The sequence below is a fragment of the Flavimobilis rhizosphaerae genome, assembly GCF_014852685.1.
Taxonomy (GTDB): Bacteria; Actinomycetota; Actinomycetes; order Actinomycetales; family Cellulomonadaceae; genus Flavimobilis; species Flavimobilis rhizosphaerae.
In genome coordinates, this window is sequence record NZ_JACZDF010000001.1 from 668,855 (window position 1) to 695,426 (window position 26,572).

General features: G+C 68.0%; 16 protein-coding genes. 6 read left to right on the forward strand and 10 right to left on the reverse strand.

Features of this window, described 5'->3' with window-relative positions:
* Positions 1-110: 110 nt before the first annotated feature.
* The 4 genes from IGS67_RS02865 to IGS67_RS02880 are packed head-to-tail and all read right to left on the reverse strand — an operon-like array spanning position 111 to position 3,743.
* Positions 111-911, reverse strand: coding sequence for an ABC transporter permease (locus tag IGS67_RS02865; protein ID WP_192277597.1), 801 nt, complete (start codon positions 909-911; stop codon positions 111-113).
* The gene (locus IGS67_RS02870) at positions 908-1,849 is read right to left on the reverse strand and encodes an ATP-binding cassette domain-containing protein (protein WP_192277599.1); all 942 of its coding nucleotides are present in this window, start codon (positions 1,847-1,849) and stop codon (positions 908-910) included. Before IGS67_RS02870 ends, IGS67_RS02865 begins: the two co-directional genes overlap by 4 nt.
* Positions 1,850-1,890: 41 nt before the next feature.
* Positions 1,891-2,994, reverse strand: a complete 1,104-nt coding sequence (locus tag IGS67_RS02875; protein ID WP_192277601.1) for a sensor histidine kinase — start codon at positions 2,992-2,994, stop codon at positions 1,891-1,893.
* 2 nt (positions 2,995-2,996) lie between these two features.
* Positions 2,997-3,743, reverse strand: a complete 747-nt coding sequence (locus IGS67_RS02880; RefSeq protein WP_102510411.1) for a response regulator transcription factor — start codon at positions 3,741-3,743, stop codon at positions 2,997-2,999.
* 159 nt (positions 3,744-3,902) lie between these two features.
* Between IGS67_RS02880 and IGS67_RS02885 the strand changes: the two genes are divergently transcribed.
* From IGS67_RS02885 to IGS67_RS14275, 3 genes are all read left to right on the forward strand, one after another.
* Positions 3,903-5,240 (forward strand): hemolysin family protein, encoded by a 1,338-nt coding sequence (locus IGS67_RS02885; protein ID WP_328741377.1) that lies wholly within the window; start codon positions 3,903-3,905, stop codon positions 5,238-5,240.
* The gene (locus IGS67_RS02890; protein WP_192277605.1) at positions 5,237-6,286 is read left to right on the forward strand and encodes a hemolysin family protein; all 1,050 of its coding nucleotides are present in this window, start codon (positions 5,237-5,239) and stop codon (positions 6,284-6,286) included. The genes IGS67_RS02885 and IGS67_RS02890 overlap by 4 nt, the downstream gene beginning before the upstream one ends.
* A 332-nt stretch (positions 6,287-6,618) precedes the next feature.
* Complete coding sequence (locus IGS67_RS14275) at positions 6,619-8,172, forward strand: M15 family metallopeptidase (RefSeq protein WP_192277607.1); 1,554 nt, start codon at positions 6,619-6,621, stop codon at positions 8,170-8,172.
* A gap of 189 nt (positions 8,173-8,361) precedes the next feature.
* On the opposite strand, the gene adhE is transcribed toward IGS67_RS14275, so the two are convergent.
* Together adhE and IGS67_RS02905 are read right to left on the reverse strand one after the other, a co-directional pair.
* Entirely contained in the window at positions 8,362-11,109 is a 2,748-nt protein-coding gene (gene adhE / locus IGS67_RS02900; RefSeq protein ID WP_192277609.1) for a bifunctional acetaldehyde-CoA/alcohol dehydrogenase, read from the reverse strand.
* Between the two features lie 161 nt (positions 11,110-11,270).
* The gene (locus IGS67_RS02905; protein WP_192277611.1) at positions 11,271-12,548 is read right to left on the reverse strand and encodes an APC family permease; all 1,278 of its coding nucleotides are present in this window, start codon (positions 12,546-12,548) and stop codon (positions 11,271-11,273) included.
* 512 nt (positions 12,549-13,060) lie between these two features.
* On the opposite strand from IGS67_RS02905, the gene IGS67_RS02910 reads away from it, so the two are divergent.
* From IGS67_RS02910 to IGS67_RS02920, 3 genes are all read left to right on the forward strand, one after another.
* A complete protein-coding gene (locus tag IGS67_RS02910) occupies positions 13,061-13,942 on the forward strand; it encodes a nucleotide-binding protein (RefSeq protein WP_192277614.1) in 882 nt (293 codons plus the stop codon).
* Between the two features lie 8 nt (positions 13,943-13,950).
* Entirely contained in the window at positions 13,951-14,412 is a 462-nt protein-coding gene (locus tag IGS67_RS02915) for a hypothetical protein (protein WP_192277616.1), read from the forward strand.
* A gap of 783 nt (positions 14,413-15,195) precedes the next feature.
* Positions 15,196-16,221 (forward strand): DUF4238 domain-containing protein, encoded by a 1,026-nt coding sequence (locus tag IGS67_RS02920; protein WP_192277618.1) that lies wholly within the window; start codon positions 15,196-15,198, stop codon positions 16,219-16,221.
* A 1,247-nt stretch (positions 16,222-17,468) separates the two neighbouring features.
* Here IGS67_RS02920 and IGS67_RS02925 read toward each other — a convergent pair.
* From IGS67_RS02925 to IGS67_RS02940, 4 genes are read right to left on the reverse strand one after another with little or no spacing between them, the layout of a single operon-like run.
* The gene (locus IGS67_RS02925; RefSeq protein WP_192277620.1) at positions 17,469-20,564 is read right to left on the reverse strand and encodes a restriction endonuclease; all 3,096 of its coding nucleotides are present in this window, start codon (positions 20,562-20,564) and stop codon (positions 17,469-17,471) included.
* A 4-nt stretch (positions 20,565-20,568) separates the two neighbouring features.
* A complete protein-coding gene (locus IGS67_RS02930) occupies positions 20,569-22,587 on the reverse strand; it encodes a site-specific DNA-methyltransferase (protein WP_192277622.1) in 2,019 nt (672 codons plus the stop codon).
* Positions 22,584-23,369 (reverse strand): DUF4391 domain-containing protein, encoded by a 786-nt coding sequence (locus IGS67_RS02935; protein ID WP_192277624.1) that lies wholly within the window; start codon positions 23,367-23,369, stop codon positions 22,584-22,586. Before IGS67_RS02935 ends, IGS67_RS02930 begins: the two co-directional genes overlap by 4 nt.
* Positions 23,366-26,530 (reverse strand): helicase-related protein, encoded by a 3,165-nt coding sequence (locus tag IGS67_RS02940; protein ID WP_192277626.1) that lies wholly within the window; start codon positions 26,528-26,530, stop codon positions 23,366-23,368. The genes IGS67_RS02935 and IGS67_RS02940 overlap by 4 nt, the downstream gene beginning before the upstream one ends.
* Between the last annotated feature and the right edge of the window lie 42 nt (positions 26,531-26,572).

A 26,572-nucleotide genomic window follows, 5' to 3' on the forward strand; every position in this document is an offset into this window, starting at 1 on the left:
TCTGGGGCCGCGCTGTGGGCGACCGCTGTCCGCACCTCGGACGCGTGAGGCGCCGCCCGTCGGGCGAGGAGGGAGCGCGGCGCCCGCCACAGGGGACGGGCGCGGCGGCCTCAGCCGAGGTCGCGTCGGAACGTCGTGAGCCTGCCGGCGACGGTGAGCACGGCCGCGTACCCGAGGAGGACGAGCGCGCCCTGCCACCACGTCAGCAGCGATCCCGGGCTCATGAGCGAGTAGATCGAGCCCTCGGCGAGTGCGTCGCCCGCAGCGCCTGGGAGGAACGCCGCGACGCGGCCCCCCGCGTCGCCGAGTCCGGCCGTGAGCCCCATGCGGGCGATGGGCTCGACGAACTGCGTGAACGCGAGGAGGGCGACGAGCGCCGCGACCTGGTTGCTGAGGACCGAACCGACGCCGACGCCGACGAGGGTCCACAGCGTGAGCGCAACCGTCGAGAGCGCGACCGTCCGCCACACGTCGGGGGAATCGAGCATCGGGTCGCCCCCGCCGAGCGCGATGAGCGCGGCCCCGGCGCCGACCGCGGCGAGCGACCCGACGAGCCCGTACGCGAGCCCGACGGGGAGTGCGCCGAGGTGCTTGGCGACGAGCAGCCGCGTGCGCGACGGGTCGGCGAGGAGCGTCGGGACGATCGTGCGGTGCCGCAGGTCGCCCGTGACGGCGAGCGTGCCAATGATTGCGGGGAAGACGTAGCCGAGCGTCGTCCCGACCGCGTACACCGCGCGGGCGGTCGCGAGCGGGTCCGAGGCGTCGATCCCCGCGTCCTGCGGGGTTGCGGTGAACGCGAAGCCCATCCCTCCCGCGAGGAAGGCCATGTAGCCCGCCATGAGGACGAGCAGGACCCACCACATGCGCGTCGAGAAGAACTTCGCGACCTCGAGCCGCACCGCGCGCCTCATGCTGCCACCCCCGTCGTCTGGCCGGTGAGCCGGAGGAACACGTCCTCGAGGCCCGGTGCGTCCTCCGTGAGGAGGTGGAGCTCGACGCCCGCGGCGAACGCTGCGGCGCCGATCTCGGCGGCACGCACGTGGAGCAGCCGCAGGGCGCCCGGGGCGCCCGCGCCGGCCGGCTCGGACGCCCAGCCGCGTCGTGTGACGAGATCGGTGAGCGCCGCCCGGTCGGGGGAGTCGACGGTGACCGTGCGGACGGCGAGCGCCGCGAGCGCGGCGAGGGGCGAGGCGTGGACGAGACGACCGTGGGCGACGATGACGACGTCGTCGACCGAGTGCTGCACCTCGGAGAGGATGTGGCTCGAGACGAGGACCGTGCGGCCGCTGTCCGCGAAGCCCCGCATGAACGAGCGCAACCAGGCGATGCCGGCGGGGTCGAGCCCGTTCGTCGGCTCGTCGAGGACGAGGATGTCGGGGTCGCCGAGGAGCGCGGTCGCGAGCGCGAGCCGCTGCCGCATGCCGGTCGAGTAGCCGCCGACGCGGCGGTGCGCGTCGCCGGTGAGCCCGACGAGCGCGAGGAGCTGCTCGACGCGTGCCGCGTCGGCTCCGGCGGCGGGCGCGAACATCTGCAGGTGTGCGCGGGCGCTGCGGCCGGGGTGGAAGGTCGAGGCCTCGAGCGCGACTCCGATGGTGCGGGCCGGGTCGGTGAGCTCGGTGTAGCGAACGCCGCCGATGGTGGCGGTCCCCGCCGTCGGGGTCGTGAGGCCGACGAGCATCCGCAGTGTCGTCGTCTTGCCGGCGCCGTTGGGGCCGAGGAATCCGGTGACGTGTCCGGGGGAGACGTCGAACGTGAGGTCCTCGACGGCGCGGACGGTGCCGAAGTGTTTGGTGAGGCCGCGGACGGACAATCGTGCCGGGGTGCGGGGCGGTGCGGAGGACGCTGTCATGCCACCAGCGTAGTTGTTCTAACTTCCTTAGAACAAGAGGCTCAGGCTGCCGGTTCGCGCCCCGCTGCCCGCAGACTGCGCATCCGCGGTGCGGGCAACGACACCCGAAACGTCGCACCCCGCTCCGAGTCGACCACCTCGATGTCACCGTCGTGCAGCGCGACCGCCCACCGCACGATCGCGAGGCCGATGCCCGTCCCGCCCGACGTCCCCGCCGACGACGTCGCCGCAGGCGTCGTCCCGTGGACGAAACGCTCGAAGATCCGCGACCGGTCCGCCACCGCGATACCCGGCCCCTCGTCAGCGACGTCGATGACCACCCGGTCCCCACGTCGCATCGCCGCGACCCGCACCGTCGACCCGTGCGGCGCATGCCGGATCGCATTGTGGAGAAGATTGACGAAGATCTGCGAGAGCCGGTCAGGATCGCCCGGCACCGTGAGGTTCGCCGGCGTGACATCGACCTCGAAGACGAGGTTCTTGCCAGCCTCGACCATCTCGACCTCGTCGACGACCGCGTCGAGGAACTCCGCGACGTCGACCGTCGCCACCCGGAGGTCCGCAGCACCCGCCTCGATCCGCGAGAGATCGAGCAGGTACGTGACAAGACGCGAGAGCCGCTCCGTCTGCGCGAGCGCCGCACCGAGGGACGCCGGCGTCGCCGGCGTCACCCCGTCGACGATGTTCTCGAGCTGCGCGCGCAACGCCGCGACCGGGGTGCGCAGCTCGTGCGACACGTTCGCGATGAGGTCCCGCCGCTGCTGGTCGCCCGTCGCGAGGTCGTCCGCCATCTGATTGAACGCGACCGCGAGCTGGCCGACCTCGTCCCGGCTCGTCGCACGGACCCGCCGTGAGTAGTCACCGCCCGCCATCGCGCGCGCCGCCGCCGTCATCTCCCGCAGCGGCGACGTCATCCCCCGCGCGAGCACGAGCGTCACGACGATCGAGACGACGAGCGCGAGCGGGAACGTGCGCGTCGGCCCGAGGTGCATCCGCAGACCCACCCACGTGATGAGCGCCGCGAGCGCGTTCGTCGTGATGACGAGGACGCCGAGCTTCGTGCGGATCGACCGCAGGACGTCGAGAGGTCGGACGTCGGGCAGGTGCGGCCGCGGGACCCGGCCGTGACGACCGGGCGACGACACGCTCAGCCCTCCTGGCCCTCGTCGCCGTCGACCGGAGGTTCGAACGCGTAGCCGACGCCGTGGACCGTCCGGATGAGCTCGGCGCCGAGCTTGCGACGCACCGCCTTGATGTGGGAGTCGACCGTGCGCGTCCCGCTCGCATCGACCCAGTCCCACACCTCGGCGAGCAGACGCTCACGCGTGAGCACGGTGCGCGGCGAGCTCGCGAGCATGACGAGCAGCTCGAACTCCGTCGGCGTGAGGTGGACCTCCTCGCCGGCGCGGTGCACCCGGCGCTGGTCGCGGTCGATCACCACGTCGCCCGCGACGATCGGCGGCTCGCCCACGGGCGAGGCCGCGGCCTGCTGCGCCCGGTCGACCCGCCGCAGGAGCGCCTTGAGACGTGCGACGAGCTCGCGCATCGAGAACGGCTTCGTCATGTAGTCGTCGGCGCCGACACCGAGGCCGATGAGCATGTCCGTCTCGTCGTCCCGAGCCGTGAGCATGAGGATCGGCACCGGACGCTCCGCCTGGATGCGTCGGCACACCTCGAGCCCGTCGATGCCCGGGAGCATGACGTCGAGGACGACCGCGTCGGGCAGGACCCGCGTCGCCGCAGCGACGCCCGCGAGGCCGTCGCGTGCGACCTCGACGCGCCACCCCTCCGCGGTGAGGCGCTGTGCGATCGCCGTCGCGATCGTCGACTCGTCCTCGACGACGAGGATCGTCGTGCCGCGCGCGGCACCGGTGCTGGCTGCGTTGCTGCTCATGCCCCAACATTCGCACAGGAGAGGTCGCGCGGTACTGCGGCGCGCGGGATGCCGCGCGAGGTCGGTACGATGCGTGGCACGGGTGCGACGCACCCTGCCCGGCACGTCCGGGCCGGACGATCAGAAGCGCGGCCCGTGCCGCGCCATGAAGGGGAGCGCGTGCTGGCCGACTGGCTGCTCGTCGCGTTCGGGGTCCTGCTCACGGTCGGGACAGCGGTTTTCGTCGCGAGCGAGTTCGCGCTCGTGACGATCGACCCGGCCGGGCTCGAGTCGGAGATCGCTCAGACCGCGGGGCCGGGCGGCCCCGATCGTCGGACACGGTCCGTCCTCGCGGCGCTCCGCTCGCTGTCGACCGAGCTCTCGAGCTCGCAGGTCGGCATCACCGTGACGACGATCCTCCTCGGGTACACCGCGCAGCCTGCGCTGCAGCGCCTGCTCGAGCACGGCCTCGGGCTCACCGGGTGGGCGTCGACCGCCGTCGCCGTCACAGCGACCGTCGTGGCGCTCGTCGTCGTCAACCTCTTCTCGATGCTCGTGGGCGAGCTCATCCCCAAGAACTTCGCGCTCAGTGCGCCGCTCGCGACTGCTCGGCTCGTCGTCCCCGTGCAGCGGGTCTTCACGCGCGCCATGCGCCCCGTCATCACGGGGCTCAACGGCTCCGCCAACGCGCTCCTGCGGCGCATGGGCGTCGAGCCGCGCGAGGAGCTCTCGGGCGCACGCTCGGCTCCCGAGCTGCTCTCGCTCGTGCGCCGCTCGGCGCAGCAGGGCACGCTCGAGGCGTCGACGGCGCTCCTCCTCACGAACTCCCTCGAGCTCGAGCAGCTCGACGCGTCGGACGTCATGACGGACCGCACCCGGCTCGTCGTCCTCACGCGCGAGGACTCCGCGCAGCGCGTCGTCGAGCTCTCCCGCACGACGGGGCACTCGCGCTTCCCGGTCATCGACGGCTCGCGCGACGAGATCGTCGGGCTCGTCCACGTGAGGCGCGCTGTCGGCGTGCCGCGGGAACGGCGCGCCGAGGTGCCTGCGGCTGCGCTCATGGTCGACGCGCCGACGGTCCCCGAGACCGTGAGCCTCGGCCCGCTCCTCGTGACGCTGCGCGGGCTCGGTCTCCAGATGGCCGTCGTCGTCGACGAGTACGGCGGGACGGCGGGCGTCGTCACGCTCGAGGACGTCGTCGAGGAGCTCGTCGGGGACGTCGCCGACGAGCACGACGTCCGTCGTGCGGGTGCGACGCGGCAGGCGGACGGCGCCTGGCTGCTCCCCGGCCTCCTGCGGCCCGACGAGCTCACCGAGCAGACGGGCCTCGTCGTGCCGGACTCGTCGGCCTACGAGACCCTCGGCGGGCTCGTCATGTCCCTCCTCGGCCGGCTGCCGGACGTCGGGGACGAGGTCGACGTCGACGGCGTGCACCTCGAGGTCGTCGGGATGCACGGGCGGCGGGTCGCGCGTCTGCGCGCCACGACCGTCGCCGGGACCACCGAGGAGGACGCATGACCACCGGGACTGCCCTCCTCGTGGGCCTCGCGCTGCTCGTCGGTAACGCGTTCTTCGTCGGTGCGGAGTTCGCCGTGCTCTCGGCGCGGCGCTCGTCGATCGAGCCGCTCGCCGAGTCCGGCAACCGGCGCGCCCGGACGGTGCTGTGGGCGATGGAGCACGTCTCGCTCATGCTCGCGTGCGCGCAGCTCGGTGTCACGGTGTGCTCGATCGGGCTCGGCATGGTCGCGGAGCCCGCGATCGCGCACGCGCTCGAGGCCCCGCTCGCGGCGCTCCACGTCCCGGGGGCGCTCGTCCATCCGGTCGCGTTCGCGATCGCGCTCGCGATCGTCGTCTATCTCCACGTCGTCCTCGGCGAGATGGTGCCGAAGAACCTCGCGGTGTCGGGACCAGACACGGCCGTCATGTGGTTCGGGCCGCCGCTCGTGTGGATCGCCCGGGCCGTCAACCCGCTCATCGTCGTCCTCAACCGGCTGGCGAACGTCTTCGTGCGGCTCGGCGGTGTCGAGCCGCGCGACGAGGTCGCGTCGGCGTTCACGGCCGAGCAGGTGCACTCGATCGTCGAGGTCTCGCGGCAGGAAGGCGTGCTCGTCGACGAGCAGGGGCTGCTCGCTGGCTCGCTCGAGTTCTCGGAACGGGTCGCCCGCGAGGTCATGGTGCCGACCGACGCGCTCACGTCGCTCGTCGTGGGCGCCACGCCCGACGACGTCGAGCACGCGGTCGCCCGGACGGGCTTCTCGCGGTTCCCTCTCGTCGCCGCGGAGGGCGGGCCCGTGACGGGCTACCTCCACCTCAAGGACGTGCTGTACGCGGGCGACGACGACCACGACGTCCCCGTCCCGCAGTGGCGTGCGCGGTCGCTCGCGACGGTGGGGCCCGACGACGAGGTCGAGGCGGTCCTCGCCGCGATGCAGCGAGACGGAGCGCATCTCGCGCTCGTCGTCGATGGCGGGCGGCAGATCGGGGTCGTCTTCCTCGAAGACATCCTCGAGGAGCTCGTGGGCGAGGTGCGGGACGCGATGCAGCGGGCCGACGACCGTCCGTAGTGCGGTGGGGGACAGGTCGAGGGACGAACGTCCCGGCGTCCGGGATGTGAGACCTAGATCGCAGTTGCGCAGGTGGTCTTGGCCGGGGGCCCCCGGCTCGTTATGATTCTGTGATCGACCAGCGGTCGTCGCGAGCCACGCTCGTGCCGATGCAGGAGATATCGCTGGAACGGCAGCCGCGCAGGACCCTTCGGGGTCGAGCACGGCCCGAACCAGCACCGGCCGGGTTCCGTCGACGGGGCCCGGACGGGGTAGCGTGACCCGTCGGGAACCCCCGGAGGGACGAGCAGAGCCGCCGCAACCGTGGCGTCACGTATGAGGGTGGAGGTGTCGTGAGCACGAGCAGCCAGGTCGACGCTCAGGCTCCCGAGACCCGTCGCGCTCGCCGCGAGGCTGCTCTCCTCGAGGCGCGCGCCGCGACCGTCCCCGTCGTCGAGCGGCCAGCCACCACGGCATCGGCGAGCTCCGCCCCGGTCGCCGTCGTGCGGCCCGCCGCGACTGCGGGAGCGACGTCCCCGTACGGAACGCTCGGACGGCCCGCAGCACGGATCGTCGTGCCGGATCTCGAGCCGGAGGAGCCCGCTGCACCCACCGCGCACGCTGCGCCTTCCGCGACCGTCGCGGCGCCTCTGTCCGCCACGGCTGCGGTCACGCCGACCGTCCGACCCGCCGCTGCCCGCCCCGCAGCCACCCGCCCGCACGACCTCCTTGGACGCCCCGCGCCTGCCACGAGCTGGACCCCGGTCCCGCAGCCGTCGGTCGCACGCAGCGCCGAGCTCACCCAGGCCGCCGTCGCAGCGCGTGACTCGCTCCGTGACGGCCGACGCCTCGCTGGCGTGACGCCCGCGCACCCGTCCGCGGTCACCGACACGGGCCCCCTGCCGCGCACCGCCCCGGCGGCGGCGCCTGCGACGGCGTTGCCCGCGAGTGATACGGCCGCCGCTGCACCTCGTTCCGCACCCGCACCTCGTTCCGCACCCGCACCTCGTTCCGCACCGGCGCCTCGCTCTGCTGCGGCACCTCGTCCTGTCTCCGCGTCGGATGCGTCCCCCCAGGTCCTTCCTGCGGCCGAGGCCCCCACGGCCGAGACTCCTGCTCCCGCACGCCCGCACGGAGCGCGTCAGCTCACGCGACGTGAGCTGGTCGCGGCCGAGCGCCGCAAGGCTGGTCGTGCCGAGCCTCGCACGGCTCCGCGACGTCCGTCTGCGACCCGCACGGCGCGGGTCGGTGTCCTCGCGACGCTCGCGATCGCGACGGTCGCTGTCCCGATCGTCCAGGGCGCCGGCAGCGGACCTGAGACGACCGTCGTCCGCGACTACGCGTCGGGCCGTGCCACCGTCGACGTCCTCATGAGTCCGCGCGGGCTCTCCGACAGCTCGGTCATCGTCGCCGACACCCTTGCGGGACGCGAGCTCGGTGTCGCCTCGCGGTCCGACTCGCGCACCGCCCTCCCGGGCTGCGACCCCTCCGTCACGGTCCCGACCTCCATCAACGGGCGCCTCTCGGGCGCGCAGCTGTGCAAGCTGCCGCAAGCGGGCCACTCGATGCAGCCGCAGGCCGCCATCGCCTTCAGCGAGCTCAACACGCAGTTCGAGGCCCGGTTCGGCACCCCGATCTGCATCACCGACTCCTACCGGTCGCTCTCGAGCCAGTACTCCGTCGCCGCGAGCCGCGGCGCGTTCGCTGCGCGCCCCGGGACGTCGCAGCACGGCCTGGGCCTCGCGCTCGACCTCTGCTCGAGCACGTACCGCGACTCCGCGAAGTGGTCGTGGCTCAAGGCGAACGGCCCGGTGTACGGCTTCGACAACCCTGCCTGGGCGCGTCGCGGAGGCTCCGGCATGTACGAGCCGTGGCACTGGGAGTACTTCCCGCTCGTCGACTACTGAGTCTCTTCTCGAACGCAGAAGGCCACCCCTCGGGGTGGCCTTCTGCGTTCCCGCGCGCTCCGAGCGTTCCCGGTGAGGGGGACTGGGGTCGACGGCGGCAGCCTGGTGGCAGCGCGCAGGTGCGTGCCGCGGACGCGGGAAGGGGGTGGCGGCCAGGACGGCCGCCACCCCCTTCCGGGTCAGGCAGGATCAGCGCTTGCGCGACGGCTTGCGGCCCTTGGGAGCCTCGGCGGGCTCGGCGCCTGCCTCGACCGCTGCGGCACCGACGGCCTTGCGCGACGCCCGCACCTCGGCGAACGAGGTGCCGTAGTACGCCGCCTCCATGAGAGTCTTCATGTCCTCGAGCATCGGCATGCGCGGGTTCGCGGGGGCGCACTGGTCCTCGTACGCTCCCATCGCGAGCTCGTCGAGCTTGGAGATGAAGAGCTCCTCGTCGACGCCCTGCGCCTGGAAGGACGCGGGGATGCCGACCTGCTCGCGCAGGGCCTCGACCGCGCGGGCGTAGGACTCGACGCCCTCCTCCGGGGTGCTCGCCGGGAGGCCGAGGTGCTGGGCGATCTCCTGGAAGCGCTCGGGTGCGACGTAGTGCTCGTACTTCGGCCAGCTCGTGAGCTTGGTCGGGACGGTGCCGTTGTAGCGGATGACGTGCGGCAGGTATGTCGCGTTGGTGCGGCCGTGGACGAGCTTGAACATGCCGCCCGTGACGTGCGCCATCGCGTGGACGATGCCGAGGAACGCGTTGCCGAACGCCATGCCGGCGATCGTCGAGGCGTTGTGCATCTTCTCGCGCGCCTTGACGGTGCGCTCGTCGGTGGCGCCGGGGCCGCCCTTGACCGAGTCGACGATGTTCTCGAAGATCAGCTTGATCGCGTGGAGGCACAGGCCGTCGGTGTAGTCGTTCGCGTAGACGGAGACGTAGGCCTCGGTCGCGTGCGTGAGGGCGTCGAACCCGGAGTCGGCGACGAGGAACGACGGCATCATCGAGGTGAGGGCCGGGTCGACGATCGCGACGGTCGGCGTGAGGGCGTAGTCCGCGAGCGGGTACTTCTTGCCCTTCGCCGGGTCGGAGATCACGGCGAACGGCGTCATCTCGGAGCCGGTGCCCGAGGTCGTCGGGATGCAGACGAGCGAGGCCTTCTCGCCGAGGTCGGGGAACTTGAAGGCGCGCTTGCGGACGTCGAAGAACTTCTCCTTCATGTCCGCGAACTCGATCTCGGGGTGCTCGTAGAGCAGCCACATGACCTTGGCGGCGTCCATGGGGGAGCCTCCGCCGAGGGCGATGATGGTGTCCGGGTTGAAGTGCCGCATGAGGGCGGCACCCTTCTGGACGAAGTCGACGGTCGGCTCGGGCATGACGTCGTCGATGATCTGCAGCGCGATGCGCTCGCCGCGGCGGTTGAGGACGTCGAGGATCTTGTCGACGAAGCCGAGCTTCGTCATCGTCGAGTCGGTGACGATCGTCACGCGCGAGATGCCGCGCATGTCGGCGAGGTAGCGGATCGCGTTGGGCTCGAAGTACGTCTTGGCCGGAACCTTGAACCACTGCAAGTTGTTGTTCCTCCGACCGATGCGCTTGATGTTGACGAGGTTGACCGCGGAGACGTTGTTCGACACCGAGTTGTGGCCGTAGGAGCCGCAGCCGAGCGTGAGCGACGGGATGAACGCGTTGTAGATGTCGCCGATGCCGCCGAGCGAGCTGGGCGCGTTCGTGATGATGCGGACGGCCTTGATGCGCGAGCCGAACTCGCGGATGACGGCCTGGTCCTCGGAGTGGATCGAGCCGGAGTGGCCGAGGCCGTCGAACTCGACCATCTGCTCGGAGAGGCGGATGCCCTCCTCGGCGCCGTCGGCGCGGAGCACGGCGAGGACGGGGCAGAGCTTCTCACGGGTGAGGGGCTCGTCGGGTCCGACCTTGCTGACCTCCGCGAGGATGATCGAGGTCTCCTCGGGGACGGAGAAGCCGGCCTTCTCGGCGATCCACTGGGGGGACTGGCCGACGACGGCGGGGTTGAGCTTCGCGCCGGCGCAGTTCTCGCCGCCTGCGGTGACGCCGAAGATGAACTCCTCGAGCATCGCCTTCTCGGCGGGGGTCGCGCGGTACGCGTGGAGCTTGGCGAACTCGGCCATCGCGTCGTCGTAGATGGGGGCGTCGAGGATGACGGCCTGCTCGGAGGCGCAGATCATGCCGTTGTCGAACGCCTTGGAGAGGACGACGTCGTTGACGGCGCGCTTGAGCTTGGCGGAACGCTCGATGAAGGCGGGGACGTTGCCCGCTCCGACGCCGAGGGCCGGCTTGCCGCACGAGTAGGCGGCGCGGACCATCGCGTTGCCGCCGGTCGCGAGGATGAGCGCGACGCCGGGGTGGTTCATGAGGGTGCTCGTCGCCTCGAGCGACGGCTGCTCGACCCACTGGACGCAGTCGGCGGGGGCGCCGGCCTCGATCGCGGCGTCGCGCACGACCTTCGCGGCGGCGACGGAGGAGGCCTGGGCGGAGGGGTGGAAGCCGAAGACGATGGGGTTGCGGGTTTTGAGGGCGATGAGCGCCTTGAAGATCGTCGTCGACGTCGGGTTGGTGACGGGGGTGACGCCGCAGATGACGCCGACGGGCTCGGCGATCTCGGTGATGCCGGTGATCTCGTCCTCGCCGACGATGCCGACGGTGCGCATCTTGAGCATCGAGTTGGTGACGTGCTCGCACGCGAAGATGTTCTTCACGGCCTTGTCCTCGAAGACGCCGCGGCCGGTCTCCTCGACCGCGAGGACGGCGAGCTCGCCGTGCTGCGAGAGGGCGGCGACGGAGGCCTTCTTGACGATGTGGTCGACCTGCTCCTGGTCGAGGAGCATGAACGCGTCGAGGGCCTTCTGGCCGCGGGTGACGAGCGCGTCGATCGCCTGGGCGACGGGGCTGGTGGTGCCGGGTCCGGCGGTGGTGGTCATTGCCTGATCCTCTGTGCGGGGTGGGGGTGCTTGTGTGGTCTCATGTCCAACCTAGGGGGGTGGTGAACGTCACTCGCGTGTCAAAGGTCCCACCTTTGGTCTGTAGGAGGTTCCAGACCCTCCGCCGATGTGACCCACGGAGGCCTGGAGGGCCGGAAGTCCTAGGCTGCGGGGTCCTGGGGCCGGAGTACGCCGCCCGTGAGCGCCCTGCCGGCCAGCCCGACGAGCAGCACCGCGCCCGCGACGACGAGAGCGTCACGAGGCAGCGACGCGACGAGCGCAGCGCAGCCGACGAGCCCTGCGGCGGGCACCCACCGGGGGGCGATCCGCTCGGCGGGGCGCATCGTCCACGCCGCCGCGTTCGCGACGCCGTAGTAGAGCAGCACACCGGCCGACGACGCGCCGAGCATGCCGCGCAGGTCCGTCGTGCACACGAGGACCGCGACGATCGTGCCGACGAGCAGCGTCGCCGTCGTCGGCGTCCTGCGGCGCGCGTCGACGTGCGCGAGCGCGCGCGGCAGGTCGCCCTCGCGTGCCATGGCGAGTGTCGTGCGTCCGACGCCGGCGAGCAGTGCGAGCAGCGCGCCTCCCGACGCGGTGACGGCCGCGACGCCGACGACCGGCACGAGCCACCCGGCGTCCACGGCCTGCGCCGTGTCGACGAGCGGCGCGCCCGACGCGGCGAGGGTCGCCGGACCGAGCGCGACGAGCGCAGCGGCCGCGACCGCCGCGACGACGGTGACCGCGCCGACGAGCGCGAGCATCACCGCCTGCGGGATCGTCCGCGCGGGGTCGCGCACCTCCTCGCCGAGCGTCGCGACGCGCGCGTAGCCGGCGAGGGCGAAGAAGAGCAGGCCGGCGGCGCCGAGTACGCCGGTGACGCCGACGTCGTCCGTCGTCGTCGGGGGTGCGCCGCCCCCGACGGCAAGAGCGCCCGATGCTGCCGCGATCGCCACCGTGACGACGAGCGCACCGAGCGCGAGCAACGTGACGACGAGGAGGACGCGCGTCGCGCGCGCCGTCCGCGTCACCCCCGCCATGTCGATCGCGACGAGCGCCACGACCGCGACGAGCGCGACGGACCGCTCGTGCCCCGGCCACGCGTACGCGCCGAGGGTGAGCGCCATCGCCGCACAGCTCGCGGTCTTCCCGACGACGAACCCCCAGCCCGCGAGGAACCCCCACCAGGATCCGAGCCGCGCACGGCCGTACGCGTACGCGCCGCCCGCGACCGGGTGGCGGGCCGCGAGTTGGGCCGTCGACAGGGCGTTGGCCGTCGCGACGAGCGCCGCGAGCCCGAGCGCGACGAGGAGCCACCGGCCTGCGAGCCCCGCCGCGGGCGCGAGCGCCGCGAAGACGCCCGCGCCGAGCATCGAGCCAAGGCCGAGCGTCACGGCGTCGACGAGTCCGAGACGACGGGCGAGGGGGGCGGAGGTCACCAGGCGACGCTAGCGCGGCAAGGTGGACGGGAGGTGACCGCTCAGGCCGCGTCCGCGGTCGTTCCGGCGCGGGACGGACATGCGGGGGCAAGGCCTGCTACGACGACGCCCCGGTCTCCGCGTGGGGGACCGGGGCGTGGTGGGTGCCCTCGACAGGATTCGAACCTACGACCTTCTGCTCCGGAGGCCTGCGGTTGGTGTGTCCCGTCGCCCTGCTCACAGGCTCCGGGTTGGGTGCTGGAAAGGTCATGATTCCTCGCTTCTTACGGGCATGGATGTCGTCGACACCTCGACCGTGCGCGCACCCCCGGGTCCTGTCAACCGACGTGGCACCCAGGGGAAGTGTGTCCGACGGCGCGGGCTCCACCGCGGCGAAAAGGACGCGACCGTGCGCCCGATCGAGAAGCGCAAGTTGCTCCAACGGGAGGTGAGCGTTGCCCCTGCCCAAGGACCGCAGCGCGACATGGCCTGTTCTCGGACGCAATGTCGGACGCTCTCGCTACGGTGTGACCATGACGGACTCTTCGACAGTCTTCGTGGTCCACGGGCGCAACACCGCGGCGCGCGATGCGATGTTCACGTTCCTGCGTGCCCTCGGTCTCAAGCCGCTCGAGTGGGACCAGGCGATCGAGCTCACCGGCAAGGGGACTCCCTACGTCGGCGAGGTGCTCGATGCCGCATTCGCGGCTGGCCAGGCGGTCATCGTCCTCATGACCCCCGATGACATCGCATACCTCCAGACCGAGCATGCCAGCGGACTTGGCGACAGCGAGACCGAGCCTCGCGGACAGGCCCGCCCCAACGTCCTCTTCGAGGCGGGAATGGCCATGGGGCGCAACCCGGACCGCACGATCATCGTCGAGCTCGGCGACATCCGACCGTTCAGCGACATCGGGGGGCGCCATGTCGTGCGTCTCTCCAACGACGCGGACGTCCGCCACCGGCTCGCTCAGCGGCTCTCGACGGCGGGGTGCGCCACCGACACCACCGGAAGCGACTGGCTGACGGCCGGCGACCTCACGCCTCCGCCGCCCCCGGGCCGCGGCCTGCCCGTCGGAAAGCGAGTGCAGGCCGTTCGGCAGCCGACGGCACGCGTCGACGGCCGTTGGCTCTCGGGATCCGGCAACCGCTTCGCGACCGTCAAGATCACCAACACTGGAAACGAGCCGATCTTTGATGCGCGGCTGTGTGTTCCCGAGGATCTGGCCGGTGTCCAGCTCTGGCAGGACGACGCCGTCGCGAAGCTACCGCCCGGTAAGTCGTTCACAGTCCGTGGCGACAACGGTCAAAACAATCTTGGAGGACGAGGACCGACGACGTTCGAGCTGGTTGTCACCGGGCGACTGGAAGACGGACGCGACTTCTGTCAGGACGTGTACTTCGACGCACTCTGAGGAGAACCATGGAACTTTCCATCGACCTTCCGCTCGATTCTGCCGGGTTCCTGCGACGTGAGTGTCCGCACTGCGAGCAACAGTTCAAGTGGCACCACGGTCGAACCGACACAGCACCGGAGGACTATCTCGACCCCGAGATCTACTTCTGTCCGCTGTGCGGCCAGCCGGCGGCCCCCGACACGTGGTGGACCCCCGCGCAGCTGGAACTTGTCGAGCAACATGCCGCGGGAGCCGTCCACGACATGATGGGCGACGTACTTGCGGACGCCTTCAAGCGGCGACGATCCTCAAGCCTCAAGTTCACCGTGTCAAAGAACGAGCGCCCTGAACCGCCTGACCCGCTCACGGAGCCCGACGACATGGAAGAGATTGCGCCTCCGTGCCATCCGTGGGAGCCGATTAAAGTTCCAGAGACTCGCGAAGCGCCGTTCCACTGTCTCGCGTGCGGAGCGGCGTTTGCCGTGTAGACGCCTCGCTGTTCAGAGGCGGTCTGGCGGACGGCGTCAAGCGATCTGGATGGGCTGGACTCTCGACCCGGCGTGAGCGTCGATCACCAGTCAAACAGGGTCGGCTCCGTGCGAGGATACCTGACGCCGTCAGCACGCAGAATCTATGCCCTAAGTTGGATCGCGTCGGCGTGAACCTCGTCGGAGAAATCGCCCGAACGTCGGTGGGTTTCGTGGCGCAGCAGAGGTCGCCCATCACCGCGAGGTGCTCTTAGCTCAGCGGGTCGGTCATCCCTGCCTCATGCGTGTGCGCAAGCGATGCGCGGCCCTTTGCGGAAGTAGAGGGATCGCCTGGGCACCTGACGCTATTTGAGAAGCTGAAGGGCTGACGGGAGGTGTGTATCCAGAGTTTGGGGAGAACGGATCTACTGTGCGATCAATGCGCAGGGTGTACCCGACTATGTCGGGCAGACTCGAAGGGCGCTCGCCAGCCGAGTGGCAGAGCATGTCCGGACCGGTAATGGTCACGACTGGGAATGGGTTGTGAGCGCAAGCGTGCACGGCCTTACTCCGTCGGAGGTGGACTCCCTTGAGCGGTCAGCCCATATCTGGATGGTTCCGCTCAGCCGTCGCCGTACGCGACGGACCCCCGCGACTCGATAACCAGACGCAGTTCTGCAGACAGTCAGAGCCGCCTCGGTGCTCGTCGAGGTGGTGGAGTGATCCGACTCCACGAGCCTCGGGGTGCGCCACCCGCTGGGCCGAACCTGTCGGAGTTCGCGGATCGGTCGGTAGCCTGCTCTCGTGAGCGACAGCTTTTGGATCGTCAGAGACCGAGTTCGACGACAACACACCGTCCCCATAGTTCTGCTTCGCGGATTTGTCGACGAAAAGAACATGGTCACCGTGGCCCGGCGATCGGGAGGTGAGTTCACAACAAATGTCACGAATGCTTCCGTGCGCAATGACTTCTACAGTTTTCACGGAGTCGACGGCAATCTTGATGACGCCGTGGAACGGTGGTTCGCAGATCAAGTCGAAGGTCCTGCCGCGGAGAGTCTTCGGCTGGCAAGGGCTGGGATCCCGCCATGTGTATACGCAACAGTCCCGATGGTGCGTTTCGTTGCCGCAGGGCTGTGTAGAACGCCTTCGGTCCGCGCCAAAATGGATGAGATCGACGTCGCTCTGTGGCCCCAAGTAGCTGCCCAGGTCCTGCGCAGGCACGAGAGGCTGAGGGGGTCCATGCAGGACGTGGCGAGCGTCTCGCTCCTCGACTACGTGCTGACGCCGCAGGAGGAGAATCGGTCTCGCCTCCGCACCATGATGCGCGTCTTTGAAGAACTGGCAGCTATACTCACGCACTACTCATGGAGCGTCGCGACATCTGCTGAGCCCTCATTGATTACTTCAGACAACGCTATTGCCGTGGACGCCCGAAACGGTCTTTGGGATGGCCTCGTCCCTCCAGGGGCGCGGCTGTACATGCCGGTATCTCCCCAGGCGCTGCTACTGGCCGAACCTCTTCCGAGCGGCCCGATCCGGCGTGTTCTGACGCCCGAGCTTGCAACACGCGTCAATCAGCTCCTCGCATCGTCAGCCCACGAGTTTGTCTATCGACATCCCGCGATGCCGCTGCCCAACGGCGCTACTCTCGTTCCTGCTACCCCGACCATGAGCGCCGCCGCAACTGCCGCGCTTCATCCCTCGGGGCGCACCACCCCGGGTGCGTATCGCGCTCAGGATCCTACGGTCGCTGTCGTCATGGATCGTCTCAACAGCCCCGAGATCTTCGGATGGCGGGGCCTCTCGCGTGCGCGAACCGGGCGTTAGTGTTCCCCGTGGCAGGACGTTCGCACTGGCGGGCGGCGCAAGTCGCGCCCGCCCACGGGTAATGCTCGAGTTGAGGCCGCACTCGAATCTCGTCGTCGAGCAGCCCGCAGTCCCTGCCCATGACACCCAGTGAGTGCTTCGGGAGGCCGTGATGACTACTCAGGTCGCCCTCTCTGCCTGAGCCTGACTGTCACCGCTCAGTGCAGCGGTCCCGTTCTTCGGTGGATTGGCAGTAGACAGTGACCCGCAGTTCGACGATGTTGACGTTGACAGTGAAGAGATCGTGAGTGGTTCTGGAATGCTACTCAACTACCTTCGCGACATCTCGGAATCCGTCTCACACGCGAGAAGCGCCGAGACCACCTGAGAGCCCGGGTGTCTACGGCGCAAGCAGGACGGCCAGCAGCAGCATCAACGCCATCCCCGCGGCCAGTGACACGAGACATCCCGTCGCGCTCATCAGTGTCGGGGGGCCATTGGAGATCCCAACAGTGTCGGTACCGCTGCCCGGGCCGAGCTCAAGATCGCCTTCCAAGATTGCGACGGGTGCGCTCTCTACTGCGACTTCACGCGAAACGTAAGTCACCGCGCCCCCGCGTTCGAAGAGAATCGATCCTGATGGAGGCACTTCGATCGACTGGTCGAGCCAGCGCAGCGTCCCCTGGAGTCCCGTGACTCGTTGGATGACCGTCACAACGAGCCCGCCTGGGACTGAATGCTCTGCCGAGAGGACCTCGACGGCGCGCGAGGTAGCCCATTGGGCTCGACTCGTCGCGGTGCGCGGGTCCGGCATTATGAAGTCTTGACTCCGGGCGGTCCGCCGAGCTTTCTCTGCGAACCGTTCACTGACCGTGCATGGGTGCTTTGTCCATGGCGGACCGATGACGTCGAAGAAGACGCGGGATCCGAACCTGTTCGCGTAGAAGTAGACGTCGAGGCCGCACACTGGGCACTGTGCGTTGGGCGCAACGAGGCAGAGGAACGGGCGCGATGCCGGGGTTGGCGATGCCTCGGGTGCCCTGACGACGCGCGAAGGTGACACGACCGTGAGGGGCGGTATGTAGCGAGGGCTGTGCCAGTCACCGTGCGGTCCGTCGCGGGTGACTTTGTGGGGCCCTACCCAGTGCTTGGTGCCGTTCTTCGAGGTGCGCCAGTGTCCGCGGCGTCGAAACGTTGTCATTTCGCGGCCCTGACATGTCGAGGCGCGCGGCGCGGTGGAAGGCGCCACTGAGTGTCTACGTGCACCTCTAAACCTGCATCGAGTCGATCACCCCGTCGACGTCGGACATCGTTGCCACGACCTCGTACGCGAGGTCCGTGACACCGAGTCGCTCCGCGACGGTGGCGAAGTGGAGCTTGCCGGCGATGGTCTTCGGTTCCTGGAACCCGCCAAGGAGTGCCGTGTTCGTCTCGCTCTTGGTCTCGAAGACGATGTAACGACCACCGTCAGGGAGTTCGATCAGCACCGCCCAGTCAGGGTTGTACCGGCCGAACGGCGTTGGGATGGTGAATCGGGACGGCAGCTTGACGAACGCCTTGACGTCATCGCGGGTGAGGAGCGCGAGGGAGAACTCGCGCTCGACGGCCGAGTCAACGACGACGTGCGCGTAGGGCGACTTAGCGCTGAAGTCGATCGCGGCACCGTCGGAACCGGCGACGACGTTTCCACCTTGGCCCGCGTATCCCTGGAGGTCCTCACTCTCGAGGAGGGTGAGCGGGTACCAGCGGTCAGCGTCGGGACGGTTGTCCGCCACGAGGTCGTACTGAAGGCCGTTGACGAGGAAGAGATCCTTGGTCTCGTTGAGAAGCTTGGAGACGCGGTCGACGTAGGCCTGGGGGTTCTGCCGGAACTGGGGGAGCGTGCCGGAGTCCGTGAGGACGTTGGCGATCGTTGCACGCGTGAGCTGCGTGCGGTCGGCGAGCACCGAGAGGATGTCGGGCAGGTCCTCACTGTCGGTGTAGACGACGTCCGTGCGACGAACGCTCGAGAGCTCGGCAGACAGGCCGCTCTGGTCGATGCTCGTGACCAACGAGGTCTGCCATTCGCCCTTGCGCTTCGGGACGGGCGGCATCTGACGAAGCTTCTCAACGAGAGTCTCTCGGAGCTCGTCCTCGTCGACCTCGAGGCGGTACTCGGTCCGGTGCTTGATCCGGTTCCAGAGAGCCCGGAACTCCGGGCTCTCGAGCCGTTCCTTGACGACCGGGACGACGACCCGCTCAGAGGCCTTCTTGATCTCGATCGGCTTGGCAAGACGCTTGAGCAGGCCGAGCAGTGCGATCTGGCCGGACTCGCTCGGGACCGCGTCGGCGACGAGCACGTTGAGCTCGTCGCTGTCCTCCTGGATCGCGGTGCGAAGCGACTCCTGGACGAGACCCGCCGCGTCCACATAGCCGGCCAACGTCAGTGCGGTGAAGAGGTTCTGTGCCGCAGCGTTTCCGACTGGGACGACTGCACCGTCGTTGTCCAGGTCCTTGTATGTGACGCGGGCGAAGCCGTCGACTGTGACCTTTCCGAACTCGATGCCGAGGTCTTCGGCGAGCTCGCGCTGGAGGTTCTCTGCGAACTCTTCGAACGACTCGTTGGCGATGACGGTGAGCCTGTTGACGCCGAAGCCCCGCACGCGGTTGCCGGTGCCGTCGACGGCGAGTCGCAGTCCACGTCCGAGCGACTGGCGGCGCCACCGTTCGGAGCCCATGTTCCGCAGGACGCAGATCTGGAAGACGTTGGGGTTGTCCCAGCCCTCCTGCAGGGCGGAGTGGCTGAAGATGAAGCGGATCGGGGTTCCCGGGGTGGTGAGGCCGACCTTGTCCTTCATGATCTGCGAGTACGCGAGCTCTGCCTGCTGACGTCCGGCGGCGGTGTTCTCCGCTGTGTCGACGAGGCGACGTGCGCCGCTCTTCTTGTTCTGGTCGATAGAGAAGTAGCCCTGGTGGGCCGCCTGTGCGACGGCGTCGGCGGGCTGCTCGGGCAGGATCGTCACGAACTCCGGCTCGACGGAGACGCGGGCGTACTCCTCCTCGAAGATTTGCGCGTACTCGCCGGGGTGCGCGTTGCCATCCTCGTCATACATGCGGTACTTGGCGACGGAGTCGACGAAGAAGAGGCTGAGCACCTTGATGGGGAGGCCGCTGAACGCGAACTCCTTCTCCTTGCGCAGGTGCTGACGGATCGTCTGCGCGATCATCTGGCGCGCGCGCTCGCCCAGGTCGACCTCGGCGCCGATCGACTCACCCGGGTGGAGGGGCTCGGCGACGGTGTCGAATCGGATGTGCTCGGGGGAGATGCCGAGGGCGGTGACGTTGAGGTTCCGGTAGATCTCGCGTCCGGTGACGTCCGCAAGGTTGGAGTCGGACCTCACGGTCTCGACCTTGCGGACGATCTTGCCGCCCTGCTCTTTGTCGACCTCGATCCGTGCCGTGAAGCCGCCGGCGGTCCTCTTGACGCTCTTCAGCTGGACGTACGGGGTGGTGCCGCTGGACTCGGTGACGAGCGAGTCGACCTCGATCTGCTTGACGAGCTGCTTCTCGTAGGCGGCGATCGCGTCGAGGCGGTAGACGAGGTTGCCCTTGTCGAACTTCGGGTGCGTTGCCGAGTAGCGCAACACGGCCAAGGGCGCGAACTTGTCGATCGCGAGACGGCCCGCGCCGGGCTTCTTCTTCGGGTTGCCGTCGTCGCCGTAGACGCTCTGAGGCTCGTCGACGATGACGACCGGGCGTGTGGCCGCGATGAGGTCGATCGGGCGCTCGTCGTCGAGGTCTTCGGACGGCTTGTGGATCGTGTTCGACGCCTTGTTGATCGCGGCGACGGTGACAATCATGATCTCGATGCCCGACGACGTCGCGAACGTGCGTACGCGCGAGGGATTGCCACCGTCGTAACGGAAGAACTGCATAGCCGGGTTGCCGTATAGCGTGCCCAGATGCTCACGGAGCATCTCGAGCGAAGCGAGCACGCCCTCGAGGATGGCGACGGAGGGGACGACGACGATGAACTTGGTGAACCCGCACAGCTGGTTGAGCTCGTAGACGGTGCGGAGGTAGACGTACGTCTTCCCAGTGCCGGTCTCCATCTCGACGGTGAAGTTCGTCGATGTCAGTCCTGGCTCGGGAGCGAACCCGTTGGTCTCCTGAACTGCGTGGAGGTTCGCCAGCAGCGACTCGTCGTCAAGGACGAGACGGTTCGCCACCCCGGTGTCAGCGAGCCCTTGGAAGCCGCCGTGGAGCGACGGGTGCGCATAGACGTCGAACGCACCCGTCATGACGTCCTGCCCCGCGAACAGCCCCGTCACGGCATCGATCGCGGCACGCTGATAGTCGAGGTCCGCCTCGAAGGTGAACTTCATGACCTCAGATGCTCCGGAACGTCGTGAAGCCGGCCTGCTTGATTGCGGCCTCGAGATTCAGCTTCGCGGACGAGTTCGTGAACCCCGTGTCGCGCACGACGATCGTGACGTCCGAGTCGACAGGGTTCTCCTCGCGCCACTCGACCAGCGCGCGTGCGACCTCGATTGACCGCGCGGTAGTTACGTCTTCTCCGAAGTATGCGTAGAGCGTGCCCCGACCAAGGCAATAAAGCGTCGCCCCGGCAACCTCGCGTTCCTCGACCGGCGTTGTCAGTTCGATCCCGAGGCGTAGCATCACCTCCACCAGCAAATCGTCCGTTGACCGCCCGTCGACGAGGTTGTCCACGGCTCCCAAGAGATCGATCTCGCTCGTTCCATCCCACGGTCGGAGGTTGGAATCCGCGAGCCGGTACGATCGGAAACCGATATCGAGTGTTTCAGAGTGAGACGTGCTCTCTGAGGTGAGCGCCTTCCCTGCTCGTCGGTGCCGCTCTCGTGTGATGTCAGCGATTGTGTCGAACTGATCACTCTCCACTGGCTCGTCAAGCTGCACGAGGATGTGACGACGGCGTCCACCATCTGATGCGTTGAGTGACATCACGGCATGGGCGGTTGATCCCGAGCCCGCGAAGAAGTCGAGTACAAGTGCATCAGGATTTCCTGCGGAAACGAGTGAAAGCCATCGGGAGAGCACCCGATGGTCTTTCGGGGTGTCAAACGGTATACCCTCGTCAAACAGCTTCCGCATTGCAGTGCTTGCAGCCTTCCTGTCCTGTTCGAACACGGAGGTGGCAACCTGCTGGTCCATTTCGTCGAGATAGGAAATGCCGCGAGGGATCGTGCCCTCATCCTTGCCGAACCAGATCAATCCGTCGGCAATGCGGCGACGCATCTCCGGTTCCTGAAAAAGCCATCCACGATTCGGCTTCTTTACCGGGAGTTGCGTTTCGGGATGGAGTACGTCGTAGTCCGGGCCGCCGCCTCCCGGCCACGTAATGTTGCCGTACGTGTTCATTGGGCGTCCGGTGTCGGCCTGGAGCTGGTCATATCGAGCGACGGAGTCGGTAATGACTCCGGAGTCCTTGGCCTTCTTGAGCCAGCTCTTCCATGCCGCGTTCGCGTGAGCCGTGTCGCCGCCGGACTGCTCCCAAATCTCCGCGGCAGTCTCCAGCGATTCGTCGATGCCGGACTTTCGTTCGCGCCAGCGCGTTTCGAGGGCGGACAGATGCCCCTCGTTCTTGGCGTAGATCAACATGTAGTCCGCGCCATTTGAAATGTATCGAGAGTCATTCTTTCGACCCCCTTGCCAAACGACATTTGAGATAAAGTTCTCGGCGCCAAACACCCGGTCCAGAAGCAGTTTTAGGCGTGCGTGTTCGTTATCGTCAATCGCGGCGATAAAGACTCCGGTCTCCTTGAGTAGCGCGTGCGCAACAAGTAGCCTGGGGTACATCATCGAGAGCCATTTTGCGTGCCGCGCGGAGGCGAGACGCCTGTCTTGGGCTCGATCGGATCCGTCGCCGGTCTGCGTCGTGCCCATCTCGTCGCGGTGGCCCGCTACTGCTTCGTGCTCTTGGACCGTTGACATCCGCCTATCGTCATAGACGAAATCATGGCCGGTGTTGTACGGCGGGTCGATGTAGATGACGTCGACCTTGCTCGTGTATCCACGGCGCAGAAGACGGAGGACCTCGAGGTTGTCGCCTTCGATGATGATGTTCTTCGTCGAGTCCCAGTCGACCGACTCATCCGGACGGGGGAGCAGCGTGCCTGTTGCCGGCAGCGTCGACAGTCGGCGAGCTTCGGACATGCCTACCCAGCGGAGGCCCGACGGCTCGGAGCCAGCGGGCTCGGCGTCGTCGCCCAGGAGGTCGCGCAGCACATCGAGGTCGACCTTGCCGTCCGCGACGGCATCGGGAAAGAGGCTTGCCAGAAGCGCGATGTTGCCGTCAATCTCGCCGAGCGTTGTCGCCTCGCCCACAGGAGTGAACTCGATGCTGCCGTCTGACTGGGAGGTCGTCACTTGTCATCCTCGATTGGATCGATCGGTGGAACTGTCGGCGCTGGGGGCGCGGTGAGCCTGGCCTCGAGGGCGTCGATGCTCGTACGAAGGGTACGCGCGCGGGCGTTGAGGTCGATCCTTCGCTGCATCGACGGCTCCCGTGCGGCATCTCGCGCAACAGTGGTGAGCTCGTTCGTCGCCGCGGTGATCTGTCGTCGGAGCCCGATCGCTTCGGCCGCCGACAGTGAGAGCCTGGGGAACATCCCGTCCGCGGCGACTGCTCGAACGAGGTCGTCGTGAAGCGTCCCAAGGTCGGTGCGAGAGAGGCGCGCGATGTGGAGCGATCCTGTTGCGAAGCGTTCGGGTGACGCGATCAGGTGCTCCTCAACCACGGACCTCCCCGCGTCCGTCTGGCTCAGACGGGTCAGCGCTACCGACAGGCTTGCGGTGCCTGCATTCTCGTCATAGAGGCCGAGGATCGAGGGCCGTGGCATCGACCTGTGGAGCAGCTCGGCGACGCGAACCGTGTCACGCTTCTTGGCTCCGTCAACGACGTTGATCTCGATCACCGGGATCATGTCGACGCGTCGATCAGGAGTCTCGACCGCAGCTGCCCCGACTGTTGTCGGACTGAGAACTGCGGTGATCCTGGCGCTGGAGATGACTCTGCCAAGCAGTCGAGCGTCAGCGGGTGACGACCCCTCCCACTGTGCGGTGATGTCCTTCTTCGTCAGACGATGCGACTGGCGCGCGCGATCCGGCAGCCCGAGCAGGTCCGCCACGCGCATCGACTCGGTGCTCACGGGACGATCGCCAACCATGCGACCACGTCGACTGAACCAAGCCCTGCCACCGACGCGTCGGTGCCGAGACGAGACGGAGCGGGGGAGAACACTGACGCAGCCAACGTTTGGTCACTGTGACCGGACGTCGCCGTGACCGCTGCGTCGAGGAGTGCCCTGTAGTGGGACATGTCTCGGCCGTGACGTGTGGCCTTCTCGAAATCAGCGAGCGCTTCCGAGTCAGGGTCTGTGCGGTCGAGGCCATGGCGCCGCAGCACGTCGAGTGCCAACTTCGGTTCGTCGACCTCGTGGGCAAGCACACCGTCATCACCGACGTAGGCGAGCACGTAGGGTGCGAGCGGGTATCCGGACCCGAACGGCGGCGCGCCCTCCCTCAGGCGCAGAAGGAATACCGCTCCGGGCGTGAGGCCTTCACTCGCAAGGGTTGCATCAAACCGCGCCACGCCGAACAGTGCGAGCGGCCACTCGTCAATCCGCCGGAGCTCCGCCCGGGGTCGCGACGCGGCGTCCATGCGGAAGTCCGAGAGCGTGAGGTCCGTGATCGAGAGCCCGCCGGCGAGATCCTCCATCGTGGGAGAGGCGTTCTTCAGCTGCTCGAGCTGTCGCCGCCGGTAGTCGAGATCATTCATCTCGGAGGAGTCCAGGACGTTCTCCTCGCCCGTGGCCGAGACATCCAACAGCTTCATCCGGCTCGAGACACGCCCTTCGAGATTGATGTAGGCGTCGAGGTCCTCGGTCGGCCAGAAGTTCACGAGCTGCACGCTCGTGTTCTGCGAGCCGAGACGGTCGACGCGTCCGAAGCGCTGCACGATCCGCACTGGATTCCAGTGGATGTCGTAGTTGACGACCGTGTCGCAGTCCTGAAGGTTCTGGCCCTCAGAGATCGTGTCGGTTGCGATGATGAAGTCCACGACCTCGGCATCTTTGGAACCGCCCTTCGACAGCGGCGAGAACGCAGCGAGCACCGAGTGCATGTCGCGGCGCGCCAACGCAGCCGTCGTGCGGGTCGACTGTCCCGTGATGAGTGCGACGTGTACGCCCAGCTCAGCCACCGCCCACCCGGCGATGTGCTCGTACAGGTACTCGGCGGTGTCGCTGAACGCAGTGAACACCAGCGCCTTGTGATTGCCCGCGTTGAACGGGTTCTCGACCTTGGCCCGGAGGAATGTGCGCAGCTCGGCCAGCTTGGCATCGCGAGCCGCGTCGACCCGCGTCACGTCAGCCAGGAGAGTGGTGATCGTCGCGCGGTCGGCCTCGAGGTCTTGACGCCACCGCGTGCGGTCGACGTCCTTGAGGAAGACCTTGACGTTGCCGCCCACGATGTCGTCCAGCTCGGGGTCCTCCAGGCTGAGCAGCGTCGCTGCCCCGTCATCCGTGATCGAGAGCCCGTCGCCGCCGCTCGCCACGAAGACGTCAAGCGTCTCGATCGAGGCGTCGACGACGGACAGCACCTTGGCCAGAGTGAGGGCGAACGAGTGCACGGACGACTCGAGCCGCTTGAGCAGCCCGATCCGGAGCAGGTGGACCACGTTGTCCTCACGGTCCGTCTGCACCCACTTACGCTTGCCACCTGTGCGCAGCGAGCGGTCGTAGAGCTCCGCATACTGCGCGACGTGGGCTGCGTGGACGTAGCTCGTCGGCTTGTAGGCCGCGAGAGTGAGACGCAGGATCGACCGGTTGATCTGCTCGAGCGAGCTCATCGAACCGTCGAGGTCGATGCCGGGGGAGAGGTTGATGGGCGTCAGTCGCACCGGGAACTTCCCGGTGTCGGCCACGCCGTAGTACTTCTCGATGTGCTTGCGGGACCGCGCGATCGTCAGCAGGTCCAGGAGGCGGATGTAGTCCATCCCCAGGGTGCTCACCAGCGACCTCGCGGTGCGCTGAGCCTCAGGAGCCTTCTGCCAGGCGTTGAACCTCGACTGTGCCTGCCTCAGCGTCTGACCGATGTCCTTGATGCCCTCGTGCGAGAGCGCCCCGTCGTCGCCCTCGGTTGCGAACAGCACCTGGTTGCGCAGGTCGGCAAGCCGCGTGTTGACGGGTGTCGCCGACAGCATGAGGACCTTCGTGCGGACGCCAGCACGCACGACCTCGTCCATGAGCCGCTCGTAGCGCGTCGTCCGACCGTCAACCTGCGGGTTGTTGCGGAAGTTGTGCGACTCGTCAATGACGACGAGGTCGTAGTTGCCCCACGCGATGTGCGCCAGATCGATGTCGCCGCTCATCCCGTTTGCTCGCGAGAGGTCCGTGTGATTGAGGACGTCGAAGTTGAACCTGTCGGCCACGAGCGGGTTGCGCTCGTCATTGGCGCGGAACAGCGTCCAGTTCTCGCGCAGTCGCTTCGGCGCGAGAACGAGAACGCGGTCGTTCCGCAGCTCGTAGTACTTGATGACCGCGAGGGCCTCGAACGTCTTTCCGAGACCCACGCTGTCTGCGATGATGCAGCCGTTGTGGCGCTCGAGCTTCTCGATCGCGCCGAGAACTCCGTCACGCTGGAACTTGTAGAGCTTCTTCCACACCTCGGTGTCGAAGAACCCGGTCCGGCCGCGCGCCTCCGTCTCCTCGCCCGCCTCCTCGACGAAGTCGCTGAAGAGCGACGTGAGGATGCGCAGGTAGACGGACTCCGGGGACCTGTCTTGGTAGAGCGCCCGGGCAGCGTCGAGGAAGTCCTCCTGCGCCGGCACCGAGGCCGCGTGGTGCCACGTGCGCTCGAAGTGCTCGCCGATCTGCGCGACCTGATCGACGTCAGTGAACTCGAGAGGCAGGTGAAGACTCGACGACGCGACCAGGCCGAGGCTCTCGGCCTCGATGCCAGCGCCCTGGATCGCATAAGGAGACGGCCCGTGCACCGTCGTCGAGGTGTCCCTGGTGCGAAGGTTCAGCCGTCGAGCCTGAAGTCGCTGTTCGGCCCACTCGACGAACTCCCGAGCGACCCGGTGCTGGTCAAGTCGCGCACGCAGGAGGTTCTCGTCGTCAAGACCGTTGAGAGGAAGATTCTCGGTGTTCCGACCCCACAGCAAGAGTCGCATATCAACGTCGGCGAGCTCAGCCTTGAGCGCGTCGTGAACGAAGATCGAGAACGACTCCGAGAGCGAGTCAAGCGACGTCGCATCGCGCAGATGCCGACGCAGGCTATCGAGCGGCCGATCGTCGTCGAACGTCACGCAATGCCTCCCTGGACTCACATGCGCTCGTCGTGCCGTCCC